Here is an 18645-nt window from a genome sequence, read left to right as displayed (position 1 = left end):
ATCACCGGTCACCAACATGCTTTTTGTGAATGAGGTGATGCTTAACGATGGTTACGAACTGTGATGAAGTTGGTTATGGCTATTGAAATTTTTAAATCGTGCGAAACCATGGCCGCATATCTCACAGCGGTAAGCCTGTAATCCGGTATGGGTTCGCAAATGCCCTGGCAGTTGACTTCTCTGAGCAAAGGCCACACCGCAAATATCGCAGCGATGTGCCTTTGTTTTGGTGTGGACTAATCGGTGAGTACTCAGACCAAATCTGCTCGCAAAGCCTTTGCCGCATGTCTCGCATTCATATGGTTTTTCTTTAGTGTGAACTCGAATGTGTTGCTTCAATGTGGCGTTCTCCGCGAAACCCACTCCACAGGTCTCGCATCGGTACCGCTTTTCGCCAGTGTGGACACGAAGGTGCACAGTCAGATTACGTTTGTCGCGAAAATTTTTGCCGCAAACGCCACAATAAAATTTTTTTAGCACACCCGCCTGCTCTGCTCCGGCCCCATCAATTGCGGCAGAAGTCGAGGGGGTGGGTTCTGCAGCGGTTTGGAGGGGCATGGGGATAGGGGCTCCGGCAGGCAAACGCTCTGGAGCAGCAACATTCCCGGCACGTGTGAGTTCTTCAACCAGCAGCATCTCTCGATTTTTATCGCTTGCGGAGGTGCTCTCTATCGTTTCCAGAAATTGATCCAGCGCTCCTGCGCCAGGTTGTTCACCCTCATTCGGGACTACGTTTACAGGTAAAGTCGCTACCAATGCTTGTGCGTTTGGGTCGCCGCTGTCGGAACGTTGCGCCAATGCTTGAAAAAATCCCAACAATGCCTGCTGATCAAACGGCAATTCCTCTTCCCGTACTCGCCCGTCCCGATCGAAATACCGCACCGGCGAATTCCCGACAAAACAGTACAGGTTCAACCCGTCTATTTCCCCCGCAGGGTCCGGATTGATCCAACGATGCTGCCACGGCGCGTAATAGCGATACCCGTAATACAGCAACCCGGTCGCATCCCGCTCCTTGCCCGAATAGCCCCGGGTTTTGTACGACGCCTTGGCCCCCTGATGCTCGACCCACCACGCCCTGCCGCCAAACGGCAGATAACCTTCGTCACTGATCACCGCGCCCTGCTCGTCCAGTTCCAATACGCTGGAACCCAGGTGATCGTTCACGCTGTAACTCAAGTAATCATTCGCGGCACCGGGCGGTGGTGCGCCGACCCAATGGCGCAACCGCACGGTGCTTCGTCCAGCCTCGGCGTCCACTTCATGACGTTCGTCGCCGTTGGCGGCGAGATGAATTTCCAGCCCCGGCAAATAGCGCACCTCGACGGTCATTGTGCGACCTGAGGTCAGCGCACAGCGCACCTTGCGCAGACGTTTGCCCCCACCACCATAGCGATACGCCTCGGTATCGTCCGGTCCGTCATCGCGCGTCACCGGCGACACTTCGCTCAGCTGATTACGCGGATCCCACGCCAGCGCGTGCCCGCGCTGCAAGTATGCCTGGTTGCCATTGCCATCAAATTCGCGGGTGAAATCCGGCGGTGGATCGCCATCCTGCACCATCACACTGCGGTTGCTCCCCGCGTCTACCACCCAGCGGCGAGTGAACGGTTGCACGCCGAGATGCCGCAGCTCCAGCGGGTTACCGCCAGCGTCGTAGTCGTATTCTTCGCGGTAATTGACCAGCACGTTCGGATCGTTGGCGGCATGGTAGACCTCGCGGCCCGTGGCGCTGATCAGGCGGTAGCGGCTGTCGTAGGTGTAAGTGCTGGCGGGATCGATGCGCTGGTTTTTGAAGTGGGTGATGGCTTTCGAGCGGTCCTCTATTTTTACGGGATTGCCGACCGGGTCGTAGGTGTAATGCACGTCTTGCAAAAGCGGTTGACCGGGCAACCCGGCGCTCAAGTGTTCGAGGCGCGCATCTTCGGGATGGAACACCGCGCGGGTGATCACGCCATTGCCGGCCCGCTCCTGTTCGACCAGACCGCCGGCGCTGTAGTGGATCTCGCTGACCAACTGCACCTCTTCGGCGCCCTGGCACTGCAAGTAAGTGGCGATGAGTTGCCCGGCGCAGGTGCGGCTGAAACGCCGTCGGTTGAGCATGGCATCGGTCTGTGTCACGACCTCGCCCAGTGCGTCATACGTCCAGCGGCTGTCCAGGCCCGGTGCGGATTCAAGCAGCGTATCGCGCGCTTCGATGTCCAGCGGCCAATGCACCGGCTCGAGGGACTCAAGAAAGTGGCTGGTCTCCAGCAACGGCGATCCGAGCAGGTCGAAATCGGGCATGTGCCGGGTGGTAGCAGGGTCGTCATGACGAATCAGTTGCCCGCACTGGTTACGCGTGCTGCCGATCGGGCTGCCGTAAAGAAAGCGTTCGACTACCCGGGACGCCTCGCCATGAAGCTGCTCGGTGATGGCGACCGGCCGTACCTGCTCATCGTAGTCGCGCTGCTGAAGGCTACGACTGTCCCAGCGCTGCAGTGTCTGCCCAGCCTGTCCGAGCAACGACAGTGCCAACCCGGCGTCGACACTGATCGTCAGCAGTTCAGCGCCAGACAATGCATGAATCGACACCCGATTCGGCCCGCGCCCCTCGGCCCAAAGACGCGGATCGTAGCGCTGCGTTTCTCGCCCCAACGGGTCGAACACCTGACGGGAGATATGCGCTTGAGCGGGCTCGGTCGCCATGGAACGGCAGTAATCCACCTCGCGCACCGGCAGCCCTCGCGGGTCAATGACCGCTAGCTTGGGGGTATGGATGTCCACGCCAAAGTCGTTCATGGGGATTGAAATAACACGCTCGCGAACCTGTGACTACTGACACAAATGACAGGCAAGGGCGCTGCTACCGCCATTGAGCCCCTTTCAACTCAGCAATCAAAACGTCCCGGGGTAACTGCCACCATCCAGCAACAGGTTTTGCCCGGTGAGGAAACCGGCGTGGGCGCTGCAGATGAACGCGCAGTAGGCGCCGAACTCATCGGGCTGGCCAAAGCGCTGGGCCGGCACGTTTTTTCGGCGTTGCTCGCTGATTTGCTCGATGCTGGCGCCATTGGCCTCGGCGGCGGCGTTCAGGGTTTTGTGCAGGCGTTCGGTCTCGAACGGACCGGGCAGCAGGTTGTTGATCGTAACGTTGTTCCCGGCCAGTCGCGACTGACGCGCGAGCCCGGCGATGAAACCGGTCAGGCCGCTGCGGGCGCCGTTGGACAGCCCGAGGACATCGATCGGCGCTTTCACCGCGCCGGAAGTGATGTTGACCACGCGCCCGAAACCGCGCTCGGCCATGCCATCGACACAGGCCTTGATCAGGTCGATGGGCGTGAGCATGTTGGCGTCCAGCGCCTTCAACCAGTCTTCCCGTTGCCAGTCGCGGAAGTCACCCGGCGGCGGGCCACCGGCGTTGTTGATCAGGATGTCGACCTGAGGACACGCCGCCAATACGCGCTCGCGCACCGCCGGTTCGCTGATGTCCCCGGCGACGGTGCGCACTTCGATGGCCGGTGCCAGTTGGCGCAATTGCGTGGCGGCAGCCTGCAAGGTTTCGTCGCCACGGGCATTGATCACCAGGTTGACGCCCTCCTTCGCCAAGGCGCGTGCGCATGCCAGGCCCAGACCCTTACTGGCGGCGCAGACGATCGCCCAGCGCCCCGAGATTCCCAATTCCATGACCGTGCTCCCGATGGTTTGAATGCCGTACGTTACCACCGCGCGCGGCTTGGATCCTGGGAGGAAACAGCGCGGTTCGGACAAATCATTTGTTTCAGAAGTTCACGGAGGCCATCGCCAGCAAGCCGGGCTCCTACAGATCTCTGCTGTATCCGGGTTTGTGGCCTCACCCAAAACCTGTAGGAGCCGGCTTGCTGGCGATAGCGATTTCACGGACGCCATCGCCAGCAAGCTGGCTCCTACGGATCTGCGGTGTGTCCGGGATCGTGGCTTCACACAAAACCTGTAGGAGCCGGCTTGCCGGCGATGGCAATCTCACGGGCGCGCACCCTTTCAAAAGGATTGTTTACGCAGCAAGGAACTCCTGGCGACCGCCGAGCATCCTAAATGATGTGGTACTTCCTTTACGCTTCACGCTGTCGGAGGACACCCTCATGCGCCGTCTGTTCATTATCTCTTCCCTGGTGTTGTGCTTACCCTTCGGTTCGGCTTTCGCGAAAGTGGATGCCGGCGATGTCGCCACCTCGGCGGGGGTTTCCGCTTCGCTGTACTCGACGTTCAAGGACGATAAACTTATGATCCCCGCCCGGGATGACGCCTCCAGTTTCGTCGCCAGTGGTGGCACGATTCGCGGCGTATACCTCGAGTCGGTCATGCAGCAGATCCGTAAGGACAACCCTGGGCTGAACGCCAGCGACGAAGACCTGGCCAGAGCCATTCTGATCCAGGACGGTGCCGCTGCCGGGCAATGAAAACCGAAACAGTCGCGGTAGGGCTTGTGACACCTGGATAGCGTTTCCAGCCCTGCTTCGCTTAGCGGTTACGTTGCGCTTGCAGCGGAGGATCGCGCCCACCCGGAAACGAGTTGCGCGCTGATGCTGACGCCCCCGCACACCACGATCACCACGTCATGGGCCCCGGCAATCTCCGGGTGATCCAGGTAGCCGATCGCCAACGAAACGCCGCACGCCGGTTCGACCAGCTGGCGCAAATCGTTGGCGTAACGCACCACGCCCATGATCGCGTCGTCATCGCTGAGCACCACGCATTGGTGAGGAAAATCGAGGAGGTGTTGCACCGGCCACGCCGCCACTTGCGCGGCGCCGAGGGAGGTTGCAACGGTGTCGATGCGTGGCAGACGAACCGGATACCCGGCCTTGATCGCCGCCGAAAAAGACGCCGCACCCGCCGTTTCGCAAGCAACGATGCGGCAATCCATTCGCCTATGCCGGATCAATCCGGTCAGCAACCCCGCCAGCAAACCACCGCCCCCCACCGACGTCACCAGGGTATCGACCTGCGGGCAGTCTTCGAGGACTTCATCGATCAGGGTGCTGTGCCCTTCCCATAACACCGGATGATCGAAGGCGGGCACATATTCGGTGTCCGCCCCTTGTGAAAGCTCCTTGGCCCGCTGATTGGCGTCGTCCCAAACCTTGCCGTGAACGATCACGTCGGCACCGGTTTTACGGATTCTCGCCCGGGTGGTTTCCGGTGTGGTGTGCGGCACCACGATGCAGGCCTGCAATCCCAGGCTGGCTGCGGCCACCGCCGTCGCGAACCCCGCATTGCCACCGGAAGGACAGACCACTTTGCGTTTGCCCTGGGCTTTTGCCTGGCTGCACAACAACCCCATGCCGCGCAGTTTGAATGAGCCGCTGGGTTGCAGGTTTTCCAGCTTGAGCCAGATGCGCCGGTCTGGCGTCGACAGGCCTGGGTGCAGGATGAGCGGGGTTCGGATATGCAGCATGTCGGGCTCCCTTGGGGCGCGCTCCGGCTCGTCGAGTTTCAGTAACCCCAAGCTGAGCGGCCCTTATCCAAGCTTAGTTCACCCTGTTGCCGCGCCGGCCGTTTCAGCGATAACGCGGGGCCGCCGTGGAGTTGCCGAAGAGGCCCGAGAGGGTTTTGCGCTGGGCTTCGTAACGATCCCACTGTTCGCCGTCGTGCAGCCCAGGAATGGTCACCTCTTCGCCACTCGCCAGCCCGGCCAGCGCCGCGTCGACCATCTCGCCGGCGGACATGACGATTTCCTGCGGCAGGTTTTCCACCGGGTTGCCGGCCTCGCTCCAGAAATCGGTGGCGGTGGCGCCGGGCAACACGGCCTGAATGCGAATGCCTTTGTCGGCCAGTTCATGGTGCATGGATTGGCTCAGGCCCAGCACGAACGCCTTGGTCCCGCCATACACGCCGTTGAGGAGTTCCGGGGCAATCGCGACGACCGAGGCGATGTTGATCACGGTGCCGGTGCCACGGGCAACGAACCCTGGCACTACGGCATAGGCCAGTCGCATCAGCGCGGTGATGTTGAGGGCTATCATGTCTTCCATGTCATCCACCGGGCTACCCAGCAGCGGCATCACGCCACCGACACCGGCGTTGTTGACCAGCAGGGTGAGGCTGGCGTCGGTGCGCAGAATGTCTTCGATCCGGCGCAGGTCAGCCTTGTCTTTCAGGTCGGCAGCGACGACTTCCACCGCACGCCCGGTTTCATTGCTCAGGTGATTGGCCAGGGCGCTCAGTTTGCCCTGGCTGCGGGCGACCAGAATCAGGTCATACCCCTGACGGGCGAGACGGTCGGCGTAGACTGCACCGATACCGGTTGAAGCGCCCGTGATCAGGGCGGTGCCTTTGGACGAGAGAGCCATGTTCAGTTTCCTTCACAGTGAGGCGAGGTGTTCGCCGGGTGTGAACAGTTATAAAGTGGCTGACGCTTGTCTCAAATGACGTTTAAAGTACGTTTTCAGGACATGATCTTTTGAGAGCCTATCGATGACTTCCGTCGCATTTGTGGTGTTTGAGGGTTTCCAGTCCATGGCGCTGGCGGCCATGCCGGTGTTCGAGTACGCCAACTTCAGCGCCGGCGAGACGCTTTATCAGGTGAACGTGCTGTCCGAGGACGGCCGCAACCTGCATGCGTCCGGCGGTTTGAGTGTGGGCACCGAGGCGTTTGGCGCGCGGGTGTATGACACGGTGATCGTGGTCGGCGGCGATTCCATTCTTCAGCAGGCGCCGGCGGGCGTGCTGGAGTACGTGCGCAGCAGCGTGAAAACCGCGCGGCGCACGGCGTCGATCTGTTCCGGCGCGTTCGTCCTCGCCCAGGCCGGTTTGCTCGACGGACGGCGGGCCACCACGCACTGGGCTTACGCGCGGGAGTTGCAGGCGCGGTTTCCGTCAATCAAGGTTGAAGAAGACCGCATCTACGTGGTCGACGGTTCGATCTGGACGTCCGCCGGGATGACGGCCGGGATCGACCTGGCGCTGGCCATGGTGGAAAAGGATCACGGCGCCGGGCTCGCGCGCTCCGTGGCGCAGAAACTGGTGATGTACCATCGCCGTGCGGGCGGCCAGTCCCAGCATTCGGCGTTGCTGGAGCTGGAGCCGAAATCCGACCGCATCCAGACCGCGCTCGGTTACGCCCGCGAACACCTGGCCGACACGCTGTCGGTGGAACAACTGGCTGACGTCGCGAGCCTCAGCCCGCGCCAGTTCAGCCGGGCATTTCGTGCTGAAACCGGTCAGTCGCCGGCCAAAGCCATCGAAAACCTGCGCCTGGAAGCCGCGCGGCACATGCTCGAACGCGGGCGATTGACGCTGGATCAGATCGCCACCGAGACAGGTTTCAGTGATCGCCGGCGCATGCGCGAGGCGTTTCTTCGAGCGTTTGGACAGCCGCCGCAAGTGATTCGCCGCAGTGCTCGGAGTGAACCCCTGTAGGAGCCGGCTTGCTGGCGATTCGGTGGTGGCCGTGATGCCGCTATCGCTGGCAAGCCAGCTCCCACAGGGTCGGTGGTGTGTCAGGTAAAACGCGGTCCTGTAGGTGCCAGCTTGCTGGCGATGGCGTCTTTCCACACACCGCGTCGTCTGAATCGTCAGCAAGCCGGCTCCTACAGGTGTGAACTCAATATCGGGGGACTTATGAAAATTTCGGCTCGGCTGGCGTTTTTTGCCATCGTCAGCACCCTCGCCTACCTCTGGCTGGCGATTTGGGGTTTTGGCGGGTTTGCGCGGTTTTTCTCCCATGGCGCGTTGCTGGTCGTTGCCCTGGCGACTCTGGTAATGGCGATTGCTTCGCTGTTCACCGAGGTCAATCTCAGCTCCGGTGAACGGGAGGACCGGGCCAATCGCTGGGTGTTGCCGGCCTTCGGGGTGATCGGGATTCTGAGCGGTTTCCTGCCCGCCTACACCGACCGGATCGACGTCTGGACCTTCGGCGTCGAAGGCGTGCGCTGGCTCGGGGCGTTGGTGTTCATTGTCGGCGGTGCGCTGCGGATGTGGCCGGTGTTTGTGCTGGGCAAACGTTTCAGCGGACTGGTGGCGATTCAACCGGGGCACACGCTGGTGACGGATGGGATTTACCGAACGCTGCGCAACCCGAGCTACCTGGGAATGCTGGTGATTGCCGTGGGTTGGGCGCTGGCGTTTCGTTCGGGCGTGGGATTGTTGCTGGCCGCGCTGACGGTGATACCGCTGATTGCGCGTATCCACGCGGAAGAAGCGTTGTTGCGGGCGCAGTTCGGCAGTGAGTACGAGGCGTATTGCCGCCGGAGCTGGCGGTTGGTTCCCGGTCTCTACTAACACCGCCGCCCTACTGTAGGAGCCAGCTTGCTGGCGATGGTGTGTCAGTCGACATTGATGTGGCTGATACTCCATCGCCAGCAAGCTGGCTCCTACAAGGGTAAGCGGTGTGTCAGGACGGGAGCAGGCGGATCTGGTCTTCGGGGTCGACCTGGACGGCGACCGACTCGTAACTGGCCAACGTCGCGTGGGGTGTTTCGATCGGATGATCGTGGGTCGAGGTGATGATCAAAAGGTCCGCCCCTGCCGCCTCTGCCGCGAGAATGCCCACCGTGGCATCCTCGAAGATCAGGCAATCGGTCACTTCAACGCCCAACCGTCGCGCGGCCAGCCGATACCCCGCAGGGTCAGGTTTGCCGGCGCTGACATCCTCCGCCGTAACCATCACCCCAGGTTCCGGAATCCCGGCCGCCGCCATCCGTCGCAGCGCCAGTGCCCTGGGCGCCGACGTCACAATGGCCCACTGATGGGCCGGCAATGAATTCAGAAACTTCGCCGCGCTGGCGATCTCGACAATGCCCTCGACGTCCTCGATTTCCGCCTGGGTCACCCACGCCGCTTCAGCTTCGGCATCGACGCCTGGCAAGGCCTGGCGATTGACGGTGTCGATGGCCCGGGCGCCGTGAATGGTCGGCAGGAAAGACGCGACGTCCACGCCGTGGCGCAAGGCCCAGATGGTCCAGATTCGCTCGGCGGCGGCGATAGAATTGAGGACGGTGCCGTCCATATCAAACAGAAAGGCGCGATAGGGTTTGTTGAAAACGGAGGTGTGAGCTGACAAGGATGAGCGTCCTTTTTCAAGAGCCGGGCGGGTTTTGCCGAGCAATGTAGCATTTGCGAGGCCTCGCAGCTCAAGCCTCGCCGCAGGGCTCAGCCTACCGACTTCGACTTCAACGCACCTTCCACGCAATCGAGCAGTTGCCCCAAAGCCCAGGGTTTCTTGATAAAGGACACTTCGTGCCGCACACCAGAGGTTTGCGGTGTTTCGAAGCCAGACATGATCATGATCGGCTTGTCCGGCCAACGGTCGCCGAACTGATTGGCCAGGTCGGCGCCGTTGAGCGTGCCGGGCATGGTGATGTCGGTCAGCAGCAGCGCCACCTTGTCGGCGTGTTGCTCCAGGTAACCCGCCGCAGCGTCCGCGCTGATCTGCGGTTCGACGGCAAAACCTTCTTCCTGGAGAATTTCGCAAAGAAACTCCAGGATCAGCGGGTCGTCTTCGACCACAAGAATCAACCCGCCTGGAAGGTTCTCGCCCGCCGTCGATACTGGACACATGACTTTGCCACTCCCTGAATACCTGATGATTTCGCGGGCTCAAATCCGCTGCCTACAGGTATGAGCAGCGGACGTGGCGGAAATTCATTTTTGATACAGATCAGGGCAAAAAATCAGGCGTCCTGCAGAATCAAATCGGCCCCCTTCTCCGCCACCATCAGCACGGCGGCATGGGTATTGCCAGAGGTCACGTTGGGGAAAATCGACGCATCGACCACACGCAAACCATCGAGACCGTGAACTTTCAAACGCTTGTCCACCACCGCCACCTGTTCGTCCGCCCCCATCGCGCAAGAGCCGCACAGGTGATAGATCGAACCGCTGTTTTCGCGGAAATACTGCAGCATTTGTTCGTCGGTTTCGACCACCGGCCCCGGCAACACCTCTTCGACGGTAATGTCTTTGAGCGCCGGCGCCTGCATGATCTTGCGCATCAGGCGGCTGCCCTGGATCACCTCGTCGATGTCCTTTTGCGTACTCAAATAGTTCGGGTCGATCAACGCCGCATCACGCGGGTTTTTCGAAGCGATCTCGACGCGCCCGCGACTGGTCGGCCGGCACGGGTTGAAGCACAGCAGGAAACCTGAATACGGTTCGGGCTTGAGGCTGGCCTTGTTGTTTTTCGGAATCTGGTACGACAGCGGGTTGAAGTACAGCTGCAGGTTCGGGTTGGCCTGCTGTTCATTGCCCCGGAAGAAACCGCCGGCCTGATTGACGCTCATCGCCAGCGCGCCCTTGCGGGTGAACAGGTACTTGAGGCCGAGCTTGAATTGACCGAACAGCGAGCTCAGTTGATCGTTGAGCGTCGGGATGTTGGCCTTGTAGTAGTAACTGGCGCACAGGTGATCCTGCAGGTTCTGCCCCACCGCCGGCAGGTGCTTGACCAGCGGGATGTTGTGCTTGGCCAGCAACGCCTGATCGGCGACGCCGGACAATTGCAGGATCTTGGGCGTGTCCACGGCACCGGCGCAAAGAATGACCTCCTTGCTGGCGCTGAAGGTGCGCGCCACGCCGTGCTGGGTGACGGAAATACCGGTCGCACGTCCGTCTTCAAACAACACCCGATCCACCAGGGCGTAATGCTCGACAGTCAGGTTCGGCCGGCTCAACGCCGGGTGCAAATGCGCAAAGCTGCTTGAACAGCGCTGGCCATTCTTGGTGTTGACGTCGTAGATGCCCGAACCTTCGAATTTCGGCCCGTTGAAGTCGTCGCTGTGCGGGTAGCCGAGTTCGTCGCAGCCTTTGAGGAACACGTCGCAGATCGGGTGGGTCTGGCCTTTCATCGGCGTGATGCTGATCGGGCCCCTGCCACCGTGGTATTCGCTGTCGCCCAAGGGATGGTTTTCCAGTTTGCGGAAGTACGGCAGCACATCCTTGAAACCCCAGCCGTCGTTGCCGTTGGCGGCCCAGTCATCGAAGTCATGGGCCTGGCCGCGAACGTAGATCATCGCGTTGATCGAACCGGAACCGCCCTGCACCTTGCCACGCGGGGCATAGATTTCGCGGTTGCCCAGCTGTTTTTGCGGCTGGCTGTAATACATCCAGTTGAACGTCGGGTTGTAATACATTTTGGCGAAGCCGACCGGGATCCTGAACCACAGGGAACTGTCCTTGCCGCCCGCCTCGAGCAGCAGCACCGAGTATTTGCCCGAAGCCGACAGCCGATTGGCGAGGATGCAGCCCGCGGCGCCAGCGCCAGCGATGATGTAGTCGTAAGTCATGCACGGTTACCGCGTAAGTCGTTGTACAAAAAAAACACCGCCCCCTGAATGTAGGAGCGAGCCTGCTCGCGAAAAACGTACGAGCGCCACGGTGATTCAGGCAGTTCTCGTCATCGTTAACGTCCATCGCGAGCAGGCTCGCTCCTACAGGAGGCACTACCGTCAGCCTCGGGCTGGCGATGTGTCTTTGACGTCTGCCGGGGTCGGCGCCATTTGCAGGTGCAGACGCTCGCCGGTGTACGGCGAATGCTTGCGCACCACGTCCATGTTCAGCTCGACACCCAGGCCCGGCTCGGTGGACGGAATGATGTAGCCGTCTTCCCATTGCAGCGGCTTGGTCAGGACTTCGGCATGGAACCCGCCCCAGGTCATGATGCTTTCCTGGATCAGGAAGTTCGGCGTGCAGGTGGCCAGCTGGAAACTCGCCGCCGCGCCAATCGGCCCGTTGTAGAGATGCGGCGCGATCTGTGCGTAATAGGCTTCGGCCATGCTCGCGATCTTCTTGGCTTCCAGCAGACCGCCGCAGCGCGCGACGTTCATCTGCAGAATCGACGCACCGCCGGCCTGCAACAGCTTGAAGAATTCATACTTGGTGGTCAGCCGTTCGCCGGTGGCAATCGGGATGATGGTCTTGGCCGCGACCTGCGCCATGGCCTCTTCCTGGCCTGGCGGCACCGGCTCTTCGAACCACAGCGGGTCGTACTTTTCCAGGCGCTTGGCCAGACGGATCGCCGAGGACGGCACCATCTGCCCATGGGTGCCGAACAGCAGATCGCACTTGTCGCCCACCGCTTCGCGGATCTTGCGGCAGAAGGTTTCGCAGCGTTCCAGCACTTCCAGCGAGATCTGGTGGCCGGAGTACGCGGTGTACGGGCCGGCCGGGTCGAACTTCACGGCGGTGAAGCCTTTGTTCATGTTCTCGATGGCGCACTCGGCGGCCAGGTCCGGGTCGTCGTAGTCGTACTCGCCCTTGCTGTTGACCGGGTACAGGTAGGTGTAGGAACGCAGGCGCTCGTTGACCTTGCCGCCCAGCAACTCGTAGACCGGCTTGTTCGCCGCTTTACCGATGATGTCCCAGCAGGCCATCTCCAGGCCGCTGACCACGCCCATCATGGTCAGGTCCGGACGCTGGGTGAAACCGCTCGAATAGGCCTGGCGGAAGAAGCGCTCGATGTGATGCGGATCGTGGTTGAGCAGGTAGCGTTCAAACACGTCTTCGATGATCGGCAGCATGGCTTTCGGGCCGAAGGTCGCGGCGTAGATCTCGCCCACGCCTTCGATGCCGCAATCGGTTTTCAGCTTGACGAACAGCCAGTACATGCCGCCGATGTGCGGTGGCGGTACGGCGACGATATGGGTTTCAAGGGCGACGATTTTCATCTCAGGCACCTGTTTTTTTCAAAGATTGACGATTGATTCGGGCACGCAGGGTCAGGGCCGCCAGGGTCCCGAGCAGGCCGACGAACGCGATGTAGCCGAAATACAGCTTGTAACCAAAGGCACCGGGGAAATGTTCGGTGAGGTAGCCGTTGATCAAGGGAATGAAGGCGTCGGGCAAGTAACCGACCACCGAGACGATGCCGATCGCCAGGCCGGTAATGCGCAGCGGAATGTTGCAGGTGTCGAGGATCGCCCAGTACAGACCGCGAATGGCGTAGGTCATCAGGCCGATGAAAATCACCGTGCCGATCAGCAGGCCCATGCTGTTGAGCGCCGGGAACACGATCAGGCCGATCATCGCCAGCGATGCCAGCAACAAGGCAACGACCAACACCGAGATGTTCGAGAACTTGTCACCGAGCCAGCCGCCGCCGATGCCGCCAATCGGACGCATCCACAGCTTGATGGTGGTGATGGTGCCGGCCATGACCGCGGTCATGCCGCCGCCCTGCAGGTAATCGGAGAAACTGTAGGTGGCCCAGAAAATGTGATAACCGCAGAACACGATGGCCGTGACCAGCCACAGCTCGGGGATTTTCACCAGGGTGGCCAGGTCGCTGAGCAGGTTGTACTTGCCCTTCTCCACCGCCGCTGTGTCTTCCATGGACTTCGGGTCCTTGATCAGCACCAGCACACAACCGATGGCGATACAGGTGAAGGCGTAGAGGTAGACCACGTGCTTGAATCCTTCGGCGGCGGACTCGCCACGGGTTTCGGTGGCGAAGGCGAACAGGCCCAGCGCAACGGTCGCCAACAGGGCTTCAACCAACCCGCGGCCGCCGTCGAGGATGCCGAAAAAGCGACCTTGTTCCGTGTGGTGGGCGATCATTTTCACGCGCTTGAGCACCGAGGCCCAGAACGTCAGGCCGGTGGTCAAACCCCAGCAACCGAAGATGATCATCAACCCGGTCATCGAGGGCGCGGTGGAATACCACAGGCCCAGGGCACCGGTGGCGACCAGCGAGAAGAAAATCAGGAAACGCGGGGCGATGCGGTCGGCCAGCCAGCCGCTCGGCAGATAACTCAGGAGGAAAATCGTGCCGAGCATCGAGTACAGATAACCCAGCTCGCTGTGGTTGATCTGGAACACTTCGAGCATGGTGGTCTGGTAGACCTGACGCAGATAGAGGATCGGGTAGATCGCCCCTGCGGCGAGCACCAGCAGCATCAGCTGGACGTAACGACTTCCCTTGTCACTGTGGCTTTTTGAACCCGCGTTCGAACCCTGAACAGCGGCAACAGTGGTTGCAGGCTTGGACATCTGTGTGACCTCGGGCAGCCCGGTGGTCCGGGCGCCCCAAATAATTGTTTTTATGGGTGTGGCGTGAGGCGTGTTGCGGGTGGATCAATACTTCATGACCACCAGGCGGGTCTGGGTGAACTCGAGCATGCCGTGTTTGCCGTCGTCGCCGCCCAGGCCCGAGCGTTTCCAGCCGGCGTGGAAGCCCTGGTACGGGTCGGCCGGGGTGCGATTGACGTACAGCTCGCCCGCCTCGATGGCGTTGGCGACTTTCATCGTGGTGCGGTAGTTCTCGGTGTACAGCACCGACGACAGGCCGAACTGATGATCGTTGGCCATGGCCAGCGCTTCGTCGATGTCGCGGTACTTGAGCACCGGCAGCACCGGGCCGAAGATTTCTTCCTGGATGATTTCCATGTCCTGACGGCAACCGCTGAGCAGGGTTGGCGGGTAGAAATGACCGCTGCCCTGCGGGATGAAACCGCCTGTTTCCAGTACAGCACCGTCGGCGACGGCGCGCTCGACCATGGCATGAATGTTCTGCTGCGAACTGGCGTTGACCAGCGGACCCATCAGGCTGGCGTCGGCGGCGCGATCACCGAATTTCACGGCGCTGATCTTGCTTTTGAGCAGCGCGAGGAATTGTTCGTAGACGCTTTCCTGCACGTAGACGCGCTCCACCGCTGTGCACAACTGGCCGCAGTGGGTGGTCTTCGACGCGATGATGTCGCTGGCGGCCTTTTCCAGATCGGCGTCGGCTTCGATGATCGCCGGGGTCTTGCCGCCCAGTTCCAGGGACGGCTTGGCGATGTTGGCCTTGCAGTAATCGAGCACGATGCGCCCGGCGTTGACGCTGCCGGTCAGGGTGATCAAACCGACGGCCTTGTGCGTGCACACCGCAGCGGCCGTGGCGTGGTCCATGGTCAGGATGTTGATCACACCCGCCGGGATTCCGGATTGCTGCACCGCCTTGGCGATTTCGAACGCGGACGTCGGGGTGTTGTTGCTCGGGCGCACCACCACGGTGTTGCCGGCAATCAGCGCCGGGGCGATTTTGCGCAGCAGGGTGTAGACCGGGTAGTTGAACGGGATCAGGCACGCGACCACGCCGATCGGCTCGCGGTGCAGGAACAGGTTTTCATTCGGGGTGTCGCTGGGAATGATCTCGCCTTCAATGCGACGCGCCCATTCGGCGTGATAACGGGTGATCTGCGCGGCGTAACGGGCTTCGTTGCTGGCGTCGGCGACGCTCTTGCCGGATTCGGCGGCCAGCGCCTTGCCGATGTTTTCCGCACAGGCTTCAAGCGCATCGGCAAACGAGCGCAGGTGTTCGGCGCGTTCGATGCTGGTGAGCTTGCCCCAGACTTTCTGGGCCGTGGCGGCAGCGTCGACCGCGTGGGTCGCTTCATCGGCGGTGGCCGCTGAAACATGACCTAAAAGCACTTCAGTCGCGGGGTTGTACACCGCGATCAGCGCTTCGCTGGCAGGTTCAATGAAGTGACCGTTTACAAAGTTTCGCTCGAGTCGCATGTGCATCGCCCATCGTTGTTTTTATCCAGTGCTTGCAGTCTTGGCATCCGACGCGGGTTGAACAAACGATTTATTGAGCGGTGCAACATTCGAAAAACGCATATTACCCCTGTGAGCGGCGCGATCCCCTGTAGGAGCGAGCCTGCTCGCGATGGATTCGAGAACGCCGCGGGGAGTCAGGCACCCAGCGTTATCGTTGACGACCATCGCGAGCAGGCTCGCTCCTTCAGGGGGTGATGGTGTTTCAGGTGGCGGCAGTCGAGGGCTCGAGCTGTCGTTGCGCCAGCCAGATTTCTTCCTGCAACCACTCGCTGAACATCTGCAATTGCGGCATCTCCGTTTGTTCCGGCCGGGTCACCAGCCAGTACGATTGATGCCCGTCCACGTGCACATTCAGCACCTGGGTCAACTGCCCGCTGGCCAGTTCCGAGGCGACCATGTGCCAATCGGCGATGGTGATGCCCAACCCGTCGACGGCCGCGCGAATGGCCAGGTCGAGCAGGTCGAATTCGTAGCCGCCCTGGGTATCGACCCCGGTGATGCGCGCCGCGTCCAGCCAGTGTTTCCAGGTCAGGTAGCGCTGGTCTTCCCGGGCCAGTACGTGCAGCAAGGTCAGGCGGTTGAGGTCGAGGCCCTGCTCGCTCCACTCCCGCGCATACAAGGTCGGCGCGCACACCGCGATGTGCCGTTCCTGGATCAGCAGCGAACTGTCCAGCCCGTCCCATTCACCGTTGCCGAAACGGATCGCGCAATCCAGCGTACTGGCTTCCGCCAGGCTGTCCTGCAAACGGGTGGTGATGCTCAACTCCAGTTCCGGATGCTTTTCCCGCAGCCGGCCCAGCCGCGGCATCAGCCAGCGGTTGGTGAAGGTTGGCGGCGCGTTGATGTGCAGGCGATTGGAATGGGTTTTCTGCTGGATGCTGCGCACCGTCAGTTCGATCTTGTCGAACGACTGGTGCAGCGCCCGCAACAACACCCGTCCGGCGCTGGTCAGGTCGAGGTGATGATGACGCCGCTCCAGCAGGTTTTCGCCCAGCTGTTCTTCGAGTTGGCGCACCTGCCGGCTGACGGCGCTCTGGGTGACATTGAGCAACTCGGCAGCCCGGGTGAAGCTGCCGGTGCTGCCGGCCACTTCGAAGGCTTTGAGGGCATTCAGACCGGGCATTTTGCGTTTCATGAAAGGCACTCGTGGAAGGCTGACCAGGTAACAAGCATCCCACGCCCTGTAGGAAATTTCCTGAGTAACATGCAAATTTGTGTTGTGTAGGACAATCCACCCGGCACCGCGAACCGCTTTTCTGTAGGAGCGAGCCTGCTCGCGATAGCGGTGTGTCAGTCAATATTTAAGTGTCAGATACTCCGCTATCGCGAGCAGGCTCGCTCCTACAGGGGTTGCGTCCAGCCTGTCTATTTCAGGCTCTGAGATAGCCCCGCGCCAGTAACATGCATTTATCGAACGTTTGCGCGTTGAATTTATCGTTTGTCGATCTTTGCGCCGATGACAAAACTGCGGCCATCTCAAATAAAAACAACATGAGAGCTGCCCCATGCCCCATCTCGACGAGCTAATCACTCTGGACGGCGCTCAGCCGCATCCAGCAGTCAGCGACCTGTGCACCCAAGTCAACAGTGGCGAGATCAACCGCCGGCAATTCCTGCGTACCGCCGCCCTCCTCGGCATCACCGTCGCCAGCGCCAGCACCTTCCTCGGTTCCGCCCTGCTCGGCAATTCCGCCCACGCCGCCGAGGCCATCCCGCCACGTCAGGGCGGTACGTTGCGTTTTGCCTGCGCCATCCAGGAAATCCAGGACCCGATGCTGATCACCTGGATCGAAGCCTCGAACCTGCTGCGCAACTCCCTGGAATTCCTGACCTGGGTAGACGCCGACAACATCACCCACCCGTACCTGGCCGAGAGCTGGAGCCCGTCCGAAGACCTCAAGACCTGGACCTTCAACCTGCGTCAGGACGTGAAGTGGAGCAACGGCGACACGTTCAACGTCGACGACGTGCAGCACAACATCCAGCGCTGGATTGACGCCGACTCCAAGTCGGTCAACCGCACCGCGTTCCAGGACATCAGCGCCTTCGAAAAACTCGGTGACTACCAGTTCCGCCTGGTGCTCAAGCGGCCGATCCTGGCGATCCCGGAAATGCTCAACGCCTTCACCTGTGCCATCGTTCACCGCAGCTTCAAGGCCGGTGATGACTGGGCGAAAAACCCGCTCTGCACCGGTCCTTTCAAGCTGGTGTCGTTTGCCGTCAACAAGCAGGCGACCTTCGCCAAGCGCGCCGATTACTGGCGCAAGCCGGCCAACCTCGACGAATTGCGCTACATCGATATGGGTACCGACATTTCCTCCCATCTGGCAGCCTTGCAGGCCGGGCAAGTGGACGTGCTGTACCGCGTGACCGTTGCCGAACTCGACCTGGCCAAACGTCTGCCGGGCGCGCAATTGCTGACCTGCAAATCGGCGCAGACCGTCGTCATGCGCATGGCTTGCGACCAGAAACCGTTCGACGACTTGCGCATTCGTAAAGCGGTGGTGCTCTGCGCCGACAATGCGCAGATGCTGAAAATCGCCTATCGCGGCATGGGCACGCTCGGCGAAGACCATCACGTCGCACCGTCGAGCCCGGAATACTTTGCACTGCCCAAACGAAACCGGGACGTGGCGGCGGCGAAGAAGCTTCTTGCCGAGGCAGGTTTTCCGAACGGCATCGACGTCGACCTGATCGTCGGTAACACCCAGGGCCGCTACGAACAGGACTGCGCACAGATCCTGCAACAGAACTGCGCCGAAGCCGGCATCCGCATCAACCTCAAAGTGATCCCGGCCACTCAATACTGGCCAATCTGGAACAAAGCAGCGTTCAGCCTGACCTACTGGGCTCACCGCCCGCTGGGCGTGATGTCCCTGGAGCTGGCCTACCGCAGCGGTGCGGCCTGGAACGAAAGCCACTACAGCGACCCCGCCTTCGACAACGCGCTGGACAAGGCCATGGGCATCGTCGACCCGAAACAGCGGGCCGTGGCCATGGAAGAAGTCGAGCGCATCCTGCAAGACGCCTGCGTCATGGTGCAGCCGTTCTGGGGTGACAACTTCACCGCCACCAGCAAAAAGGTCCAGGGCTTCAAGGTCCACCCTTCGCACTTCTACCCAATGGATGAAGTCTGGCTGAGCGCCTGACGCG

General features: G+C 61.1%; 15 protein-coding genes. 4 read left to right on the top strand and 11 right to left on the bottom strand.

Annotated elements, in window-relative coordinates:
* Nucleotides 1–51: 51 nt before the first annotated feature.
* Together ACF6ZU_RS24935 and ACF6ZU_RS24930 are read right to left on the bottom strand one after the other, a co-directional pair.
* The gene (locus tag ACF6ZU_RS24935) at nucleotides 52–2766 is read right to left on the bottom strand and encodes a C2H2-type zinc finger protein (RefSeq protein ID WP_392887933.1); all 2715 of its coding nucleotides are present in this window, start codon (nucleotides 2764–2766) and stop codon (nucleotides 52–54) included.
* A gap of 111 nt (nucleotides 2767–2877) precedes the next feature.
* On the bottom strand, nucleotides 2878–3666 hold the full coding sequence (locus ACF6ZU_RS24930; RefSeq protein WP_392887931.1) for an SDR family oxidoreductase: 789 nt from the start codon (nucleotides 3664–3666) through the stop codon (nucleotides 2878–2880).
* A gap of 434 nt (nucleotides 3667–4100) precedes the next feature.
* Between ACF6ZU_RS24930 and ACF6ZU_RS24925 the strand changes: the two genes are divergently transcribed.
* The gene (locus ACF6ZU_RS24925) at nucleotides 4101–4418 is read left to right on the top strand and encodes a DUF2388 domain-containing protein (RefSeq protein ID WP_392887930.1); all 318 of its coding nucleotides are present in this window, start codon (nucleotides 4101–4103) and stop codon (nucleotides 4416–4418) included.
* Between the two features lie 68 nt (nucleotides 4419–4486).
* Here ACF6ZU_RS24925 and ACF6ZU_RS24920 read toward each other — a convergent pair whose 3' ends face one another.
* Nucleotides 4487–5416 carry a pyridoxal-phosphate dependent enzyme gene (locus ACF6ZU_RS24920; protein ID WP_392887929.1) on the bottom strand — a complete coding sequence of 310 codons (930 nt, stop codon included), beginning with the start codon at nucleotides 5414–5416 and terminating at the stop codon, nucleotides 4487–4489.
* Nucleotides 5417–5519: 103 nt separating this feature from the next.
* The gene (locus ACF6ZU_RS24915) at nucleotides 5520–6311 is read right to left on the bottom strand and encodes an SDR family NAD(P)-dependent oxidoreductase (RefSeq protein WP_392887928.1); all 792 of its coding nucleotides are present in this window, start codon (nucleotides 6309–6311) and stop codon (nucleotides 5520–5522) included.
* 124 nt (nucleotides 6312–6435) lie between these two features.
* Here ACF6ZU_RS24915 and ACF6ZU_RS24910 point away from each other — a divergent pair, with 124 nt between their 5' ends.
* Both ACF6ZU_RS24910 and ACF6ZU_RS24905 read left to right on the top strand, forming a co-directional pair.
* Nucleotides 6436–7380: a GlxA family transcriptional regulator gene (locus tag ACF6ZU_RS24910; protein WP_392887926.1), complete on the top strand. Its 945-nt coding sequence runs from the start codon at nucleotides 6436–6438 to the stop codon at nucleotides 7378–7380.
* A gap of 201 nt (nucleotides 7381–7581) precedes the next feature.
* Nucleotides 7582–8241 carry a methyltransferase family protein gene (locus ACF6ZU_RS24905; protein ID WP_392887925.1) on the top strand — a complete coding sequence of 220 codons (660 nt, stop codon included), beginning with the start codon at nucleotides 7582–7584 and terminating at the stop codon, nucleotides 8239–8241.
* Nucleotides 8242–8353: 112 nt separating this feature from the next.
* On the opposite strand, the gene ACF6ZU_RS24900 is transcribed toward ACF6ZU_RS24905, so the two are convergent.
* The 7 genes from ACF6ZU_RS24900 to ACF6ZU_RS24870 form a co-directional block, all read right to left on the bottom strand.
* Nucleotides 8354–9022 (bottom strand): HAD-IA family hydrolase, encoded by a 669-nt coding sequence (locus ACF6ZU_RS24900; RefSeq protein ID WP_392887923.1) that lies wholly within the window; start codon nucleotides 9020–9022, stop codon nucleotides 8354–8356.
* Between the two features lie 89 nt (nucleotides 9023–9111).
* On the bottom strand, nucleotides 9112–9519 hold the full coding sequence (locus ACF6ZU_RS24895) for a response regulator (RefSeq protein ID WP_392887921.1): 408 nt from the start codon (nucleotides 9517–9519) through the stop codon (nucleotides 9112–9114).
* A 113-nt stretch (nucleotides 9520–9632) separates the two neighbouring features.
* Entirely contained in the window at nucleotides 9633–11240 is a 1608-nt protein-coding gene (locus ACF6ZU_RS24890; protein WP_392887919.1) for a GMC family oxidoreductase, read from the bottom strand.
* Between the two features lie 162 nt (nucleotides 11241–11402).
* A complete protein-coding gene (locus ACF6ZU_RS24885) occupies nucleotides 11403–12620 on the bottom strand; it encodes a mandelate racemase/muconate lactonizing enzyme family protein (RefSeq protein ID WP_392887917.1) in 1218 nt (405 codons plus the stop codon).
* Between the two features lies 1 nt (nucleotide 12621).
* Nucleotides 12622–13941, bottom strand: coding sequence for a nitrate/nitrite transporter (locus ACF6ZU_RS24880; RefSeq protein ID WP_392887915.1), 1320 nt, complete (start codon nucleotides 13939–13941; stop codon nucleotides 12622–12624).
* An 84-nt stretch (nucleotides 13942–14025) separates the two neighbouring features.
* The gene (gene aldA / locus ACF6ZU_RS24875; protein ID WP_392893915.1) at nucleotides 14026–15450 is read right to left on the bottom strand and encodes an aldehyde dehydrogenase; all 1425 of its coding nucleotides are present in this window, start codon (nucleotides 15448–15450) and stop codon (nucleotides 14026–14028) included.
* A gap of 244 nt (nucleotides 15451–15694) precedes the next feature.
* Nucleotides 15695–16627 carry a LysR substrate-binding domain-containing protein gene (locus tag ACF6ZU_RS24870; RefSeq protein ID WP_392887912.1) on the bottom strand — a complete coding sequence of 311 codons (933 nt, stop codon included), beginning with the start codon at nucleotides 16625–16627 and terminating at the stop codon, nucleotides 15695–15697.
* A 370-nt stretch (nucleotides 16628–16997) separates the two neighbouring features.
* Here ACF6ZU_RS24870 and ACF6ZU_RS24865 point away from each other — a divergent pair, with 370 nt between their 5' ends.
* Nucleotides 16998–18641 carry an ABC transporter substrate-binding protein gene (locus ACF6ZU_RS24865; RefSeq protein WP_392887910.1) on the top strand — a complete coding sequence of 548 codons (1644 nt, stop codon included), beginning with the start codon at nucleotides 16998–17000 and terminating at the stop codon, nucleotides 18639–18641.
* Nucleotides 18642–18645: the final 4 nt, after the last annotated feature.

This window comes from Pseudomonas migulae (assembly GCF_043225285.1).
In the GTDB taxonomy this organism is placed as follows: domain Bacteria; phylum Pseudomonadota; class Gammaproteobacteria; order Pseudomonadales; family Pseudomonadaceae; genus Aquipseudomonas; species Aquipseudomonas migulae_C.
Note: the sequence above shows the minus strand (reverse complement) of the source record. Positions and strands in the feature narration are given on the sequence as shown.

What these genes read in the sequence shown, in the direction of transcription:
- ACF6ZU_RS24930 (WP_392887931.1), bottom strand. Translation starts at nt 3,666, where the DNA reads ATGGAATTGGGAATCTCGGGGCGCTGGGCGATCGTCTGCGCCGCCAGT.
- ACF6ZU_RS24925 (WP_392887930.1), top strand. Translation starts at nt 4,101, where the DNA reads ATGCGCCGTCTGTTCATTATCTCTTCCCTGGTGTTGTGCTTACCCTTC.
- ACF6ZU_RS24920 (WP_392887929.1), bottom strand. Translation starts at nt 5,416, where the DNA reads ATGCTGCATATCCGAACCCCGCTCATCCTGCACCCAGGCCTGTCGACG.
- ACF6ZU_RS24915 (WP_392887928.1), bottom strand. Translation starts at nt 6,311, where the DNA reads ATGGCTCTCTCGTCCAAAGGCACCGCCCTGATCACGGGCGCTTCAACC.
- ACF6ZU_RS24910 (WP_392887926.1), top strand. Translation starts at nt 6,436, where the DNA reads ATGACTTCCGTCGCATTTGTGGTGTTTGAGGGTTTCCAGTCCATGGCG.
- ACF6ZU_RS24905 (WP_392887925.1), top strand. Translation starts at nt 7,582, where the DNA reads ATGAAAATTTCGGCTCGGCTGGCGTTTTTTGCCATCGTCAGCACCCTC.
- ACF6ZU_RS24895 (WP_392887921.1), bottom strand. Translation starts at nt 9,519, where the DNA reads ATGTGTCCAGTATCGACGGCGGGCGAGAACCTTCCAGGCGGGTTGATT.
- ACF6ZU_RS24890 (WP_392887919.1), bottom strand. Translation starts at nt 11,240, where the DNA reads ATGACTTACGACTACATCATCGCTGGCGCTGGCGCCGCGGGCTGCATC.
- ACF6ZU_RS24885 (WP_392887917.1), bottom strand. Translation starts at nt 12,620, where the DNA reads ATGAAAATCGTCGCCCTTGAAACCCATATCGTCGCCGTACCGCCACCG.
- ACF6ZU_RS24880 (WP_392887915.1), bottom strand. Translation starts at nt 13,941, where the DNA reads ATGTCCAAGCCTGCAACCACTGTTGCCGCTGTTCAGGGTTCGAACGCG.
- aldA (WP_392893915.1), bottom strand. Translation starts at nt 15,450, where the DNA reads ATGCGACTCGAGCGAAACTTTGTAAACGGTCACTTCATTGAACCTGCC.
- ACF6ZU_RS24870 (WP_392887912.1), bottom strand. Translation starts at nt 16,627, where the DNA reads ATGAAACGCAAAATGCCCGGTCTGAATGCCCTCAAAGCCTTCGAAGTG.
- ACF6ZU_RS24865 (WP_392887910.1), top strand. Translation starts at nt 16,998, where the DNA reads ATGCCCCATCTCGACGAGCTAATCACTCTGGACGGCGCTCAGCCGCAT.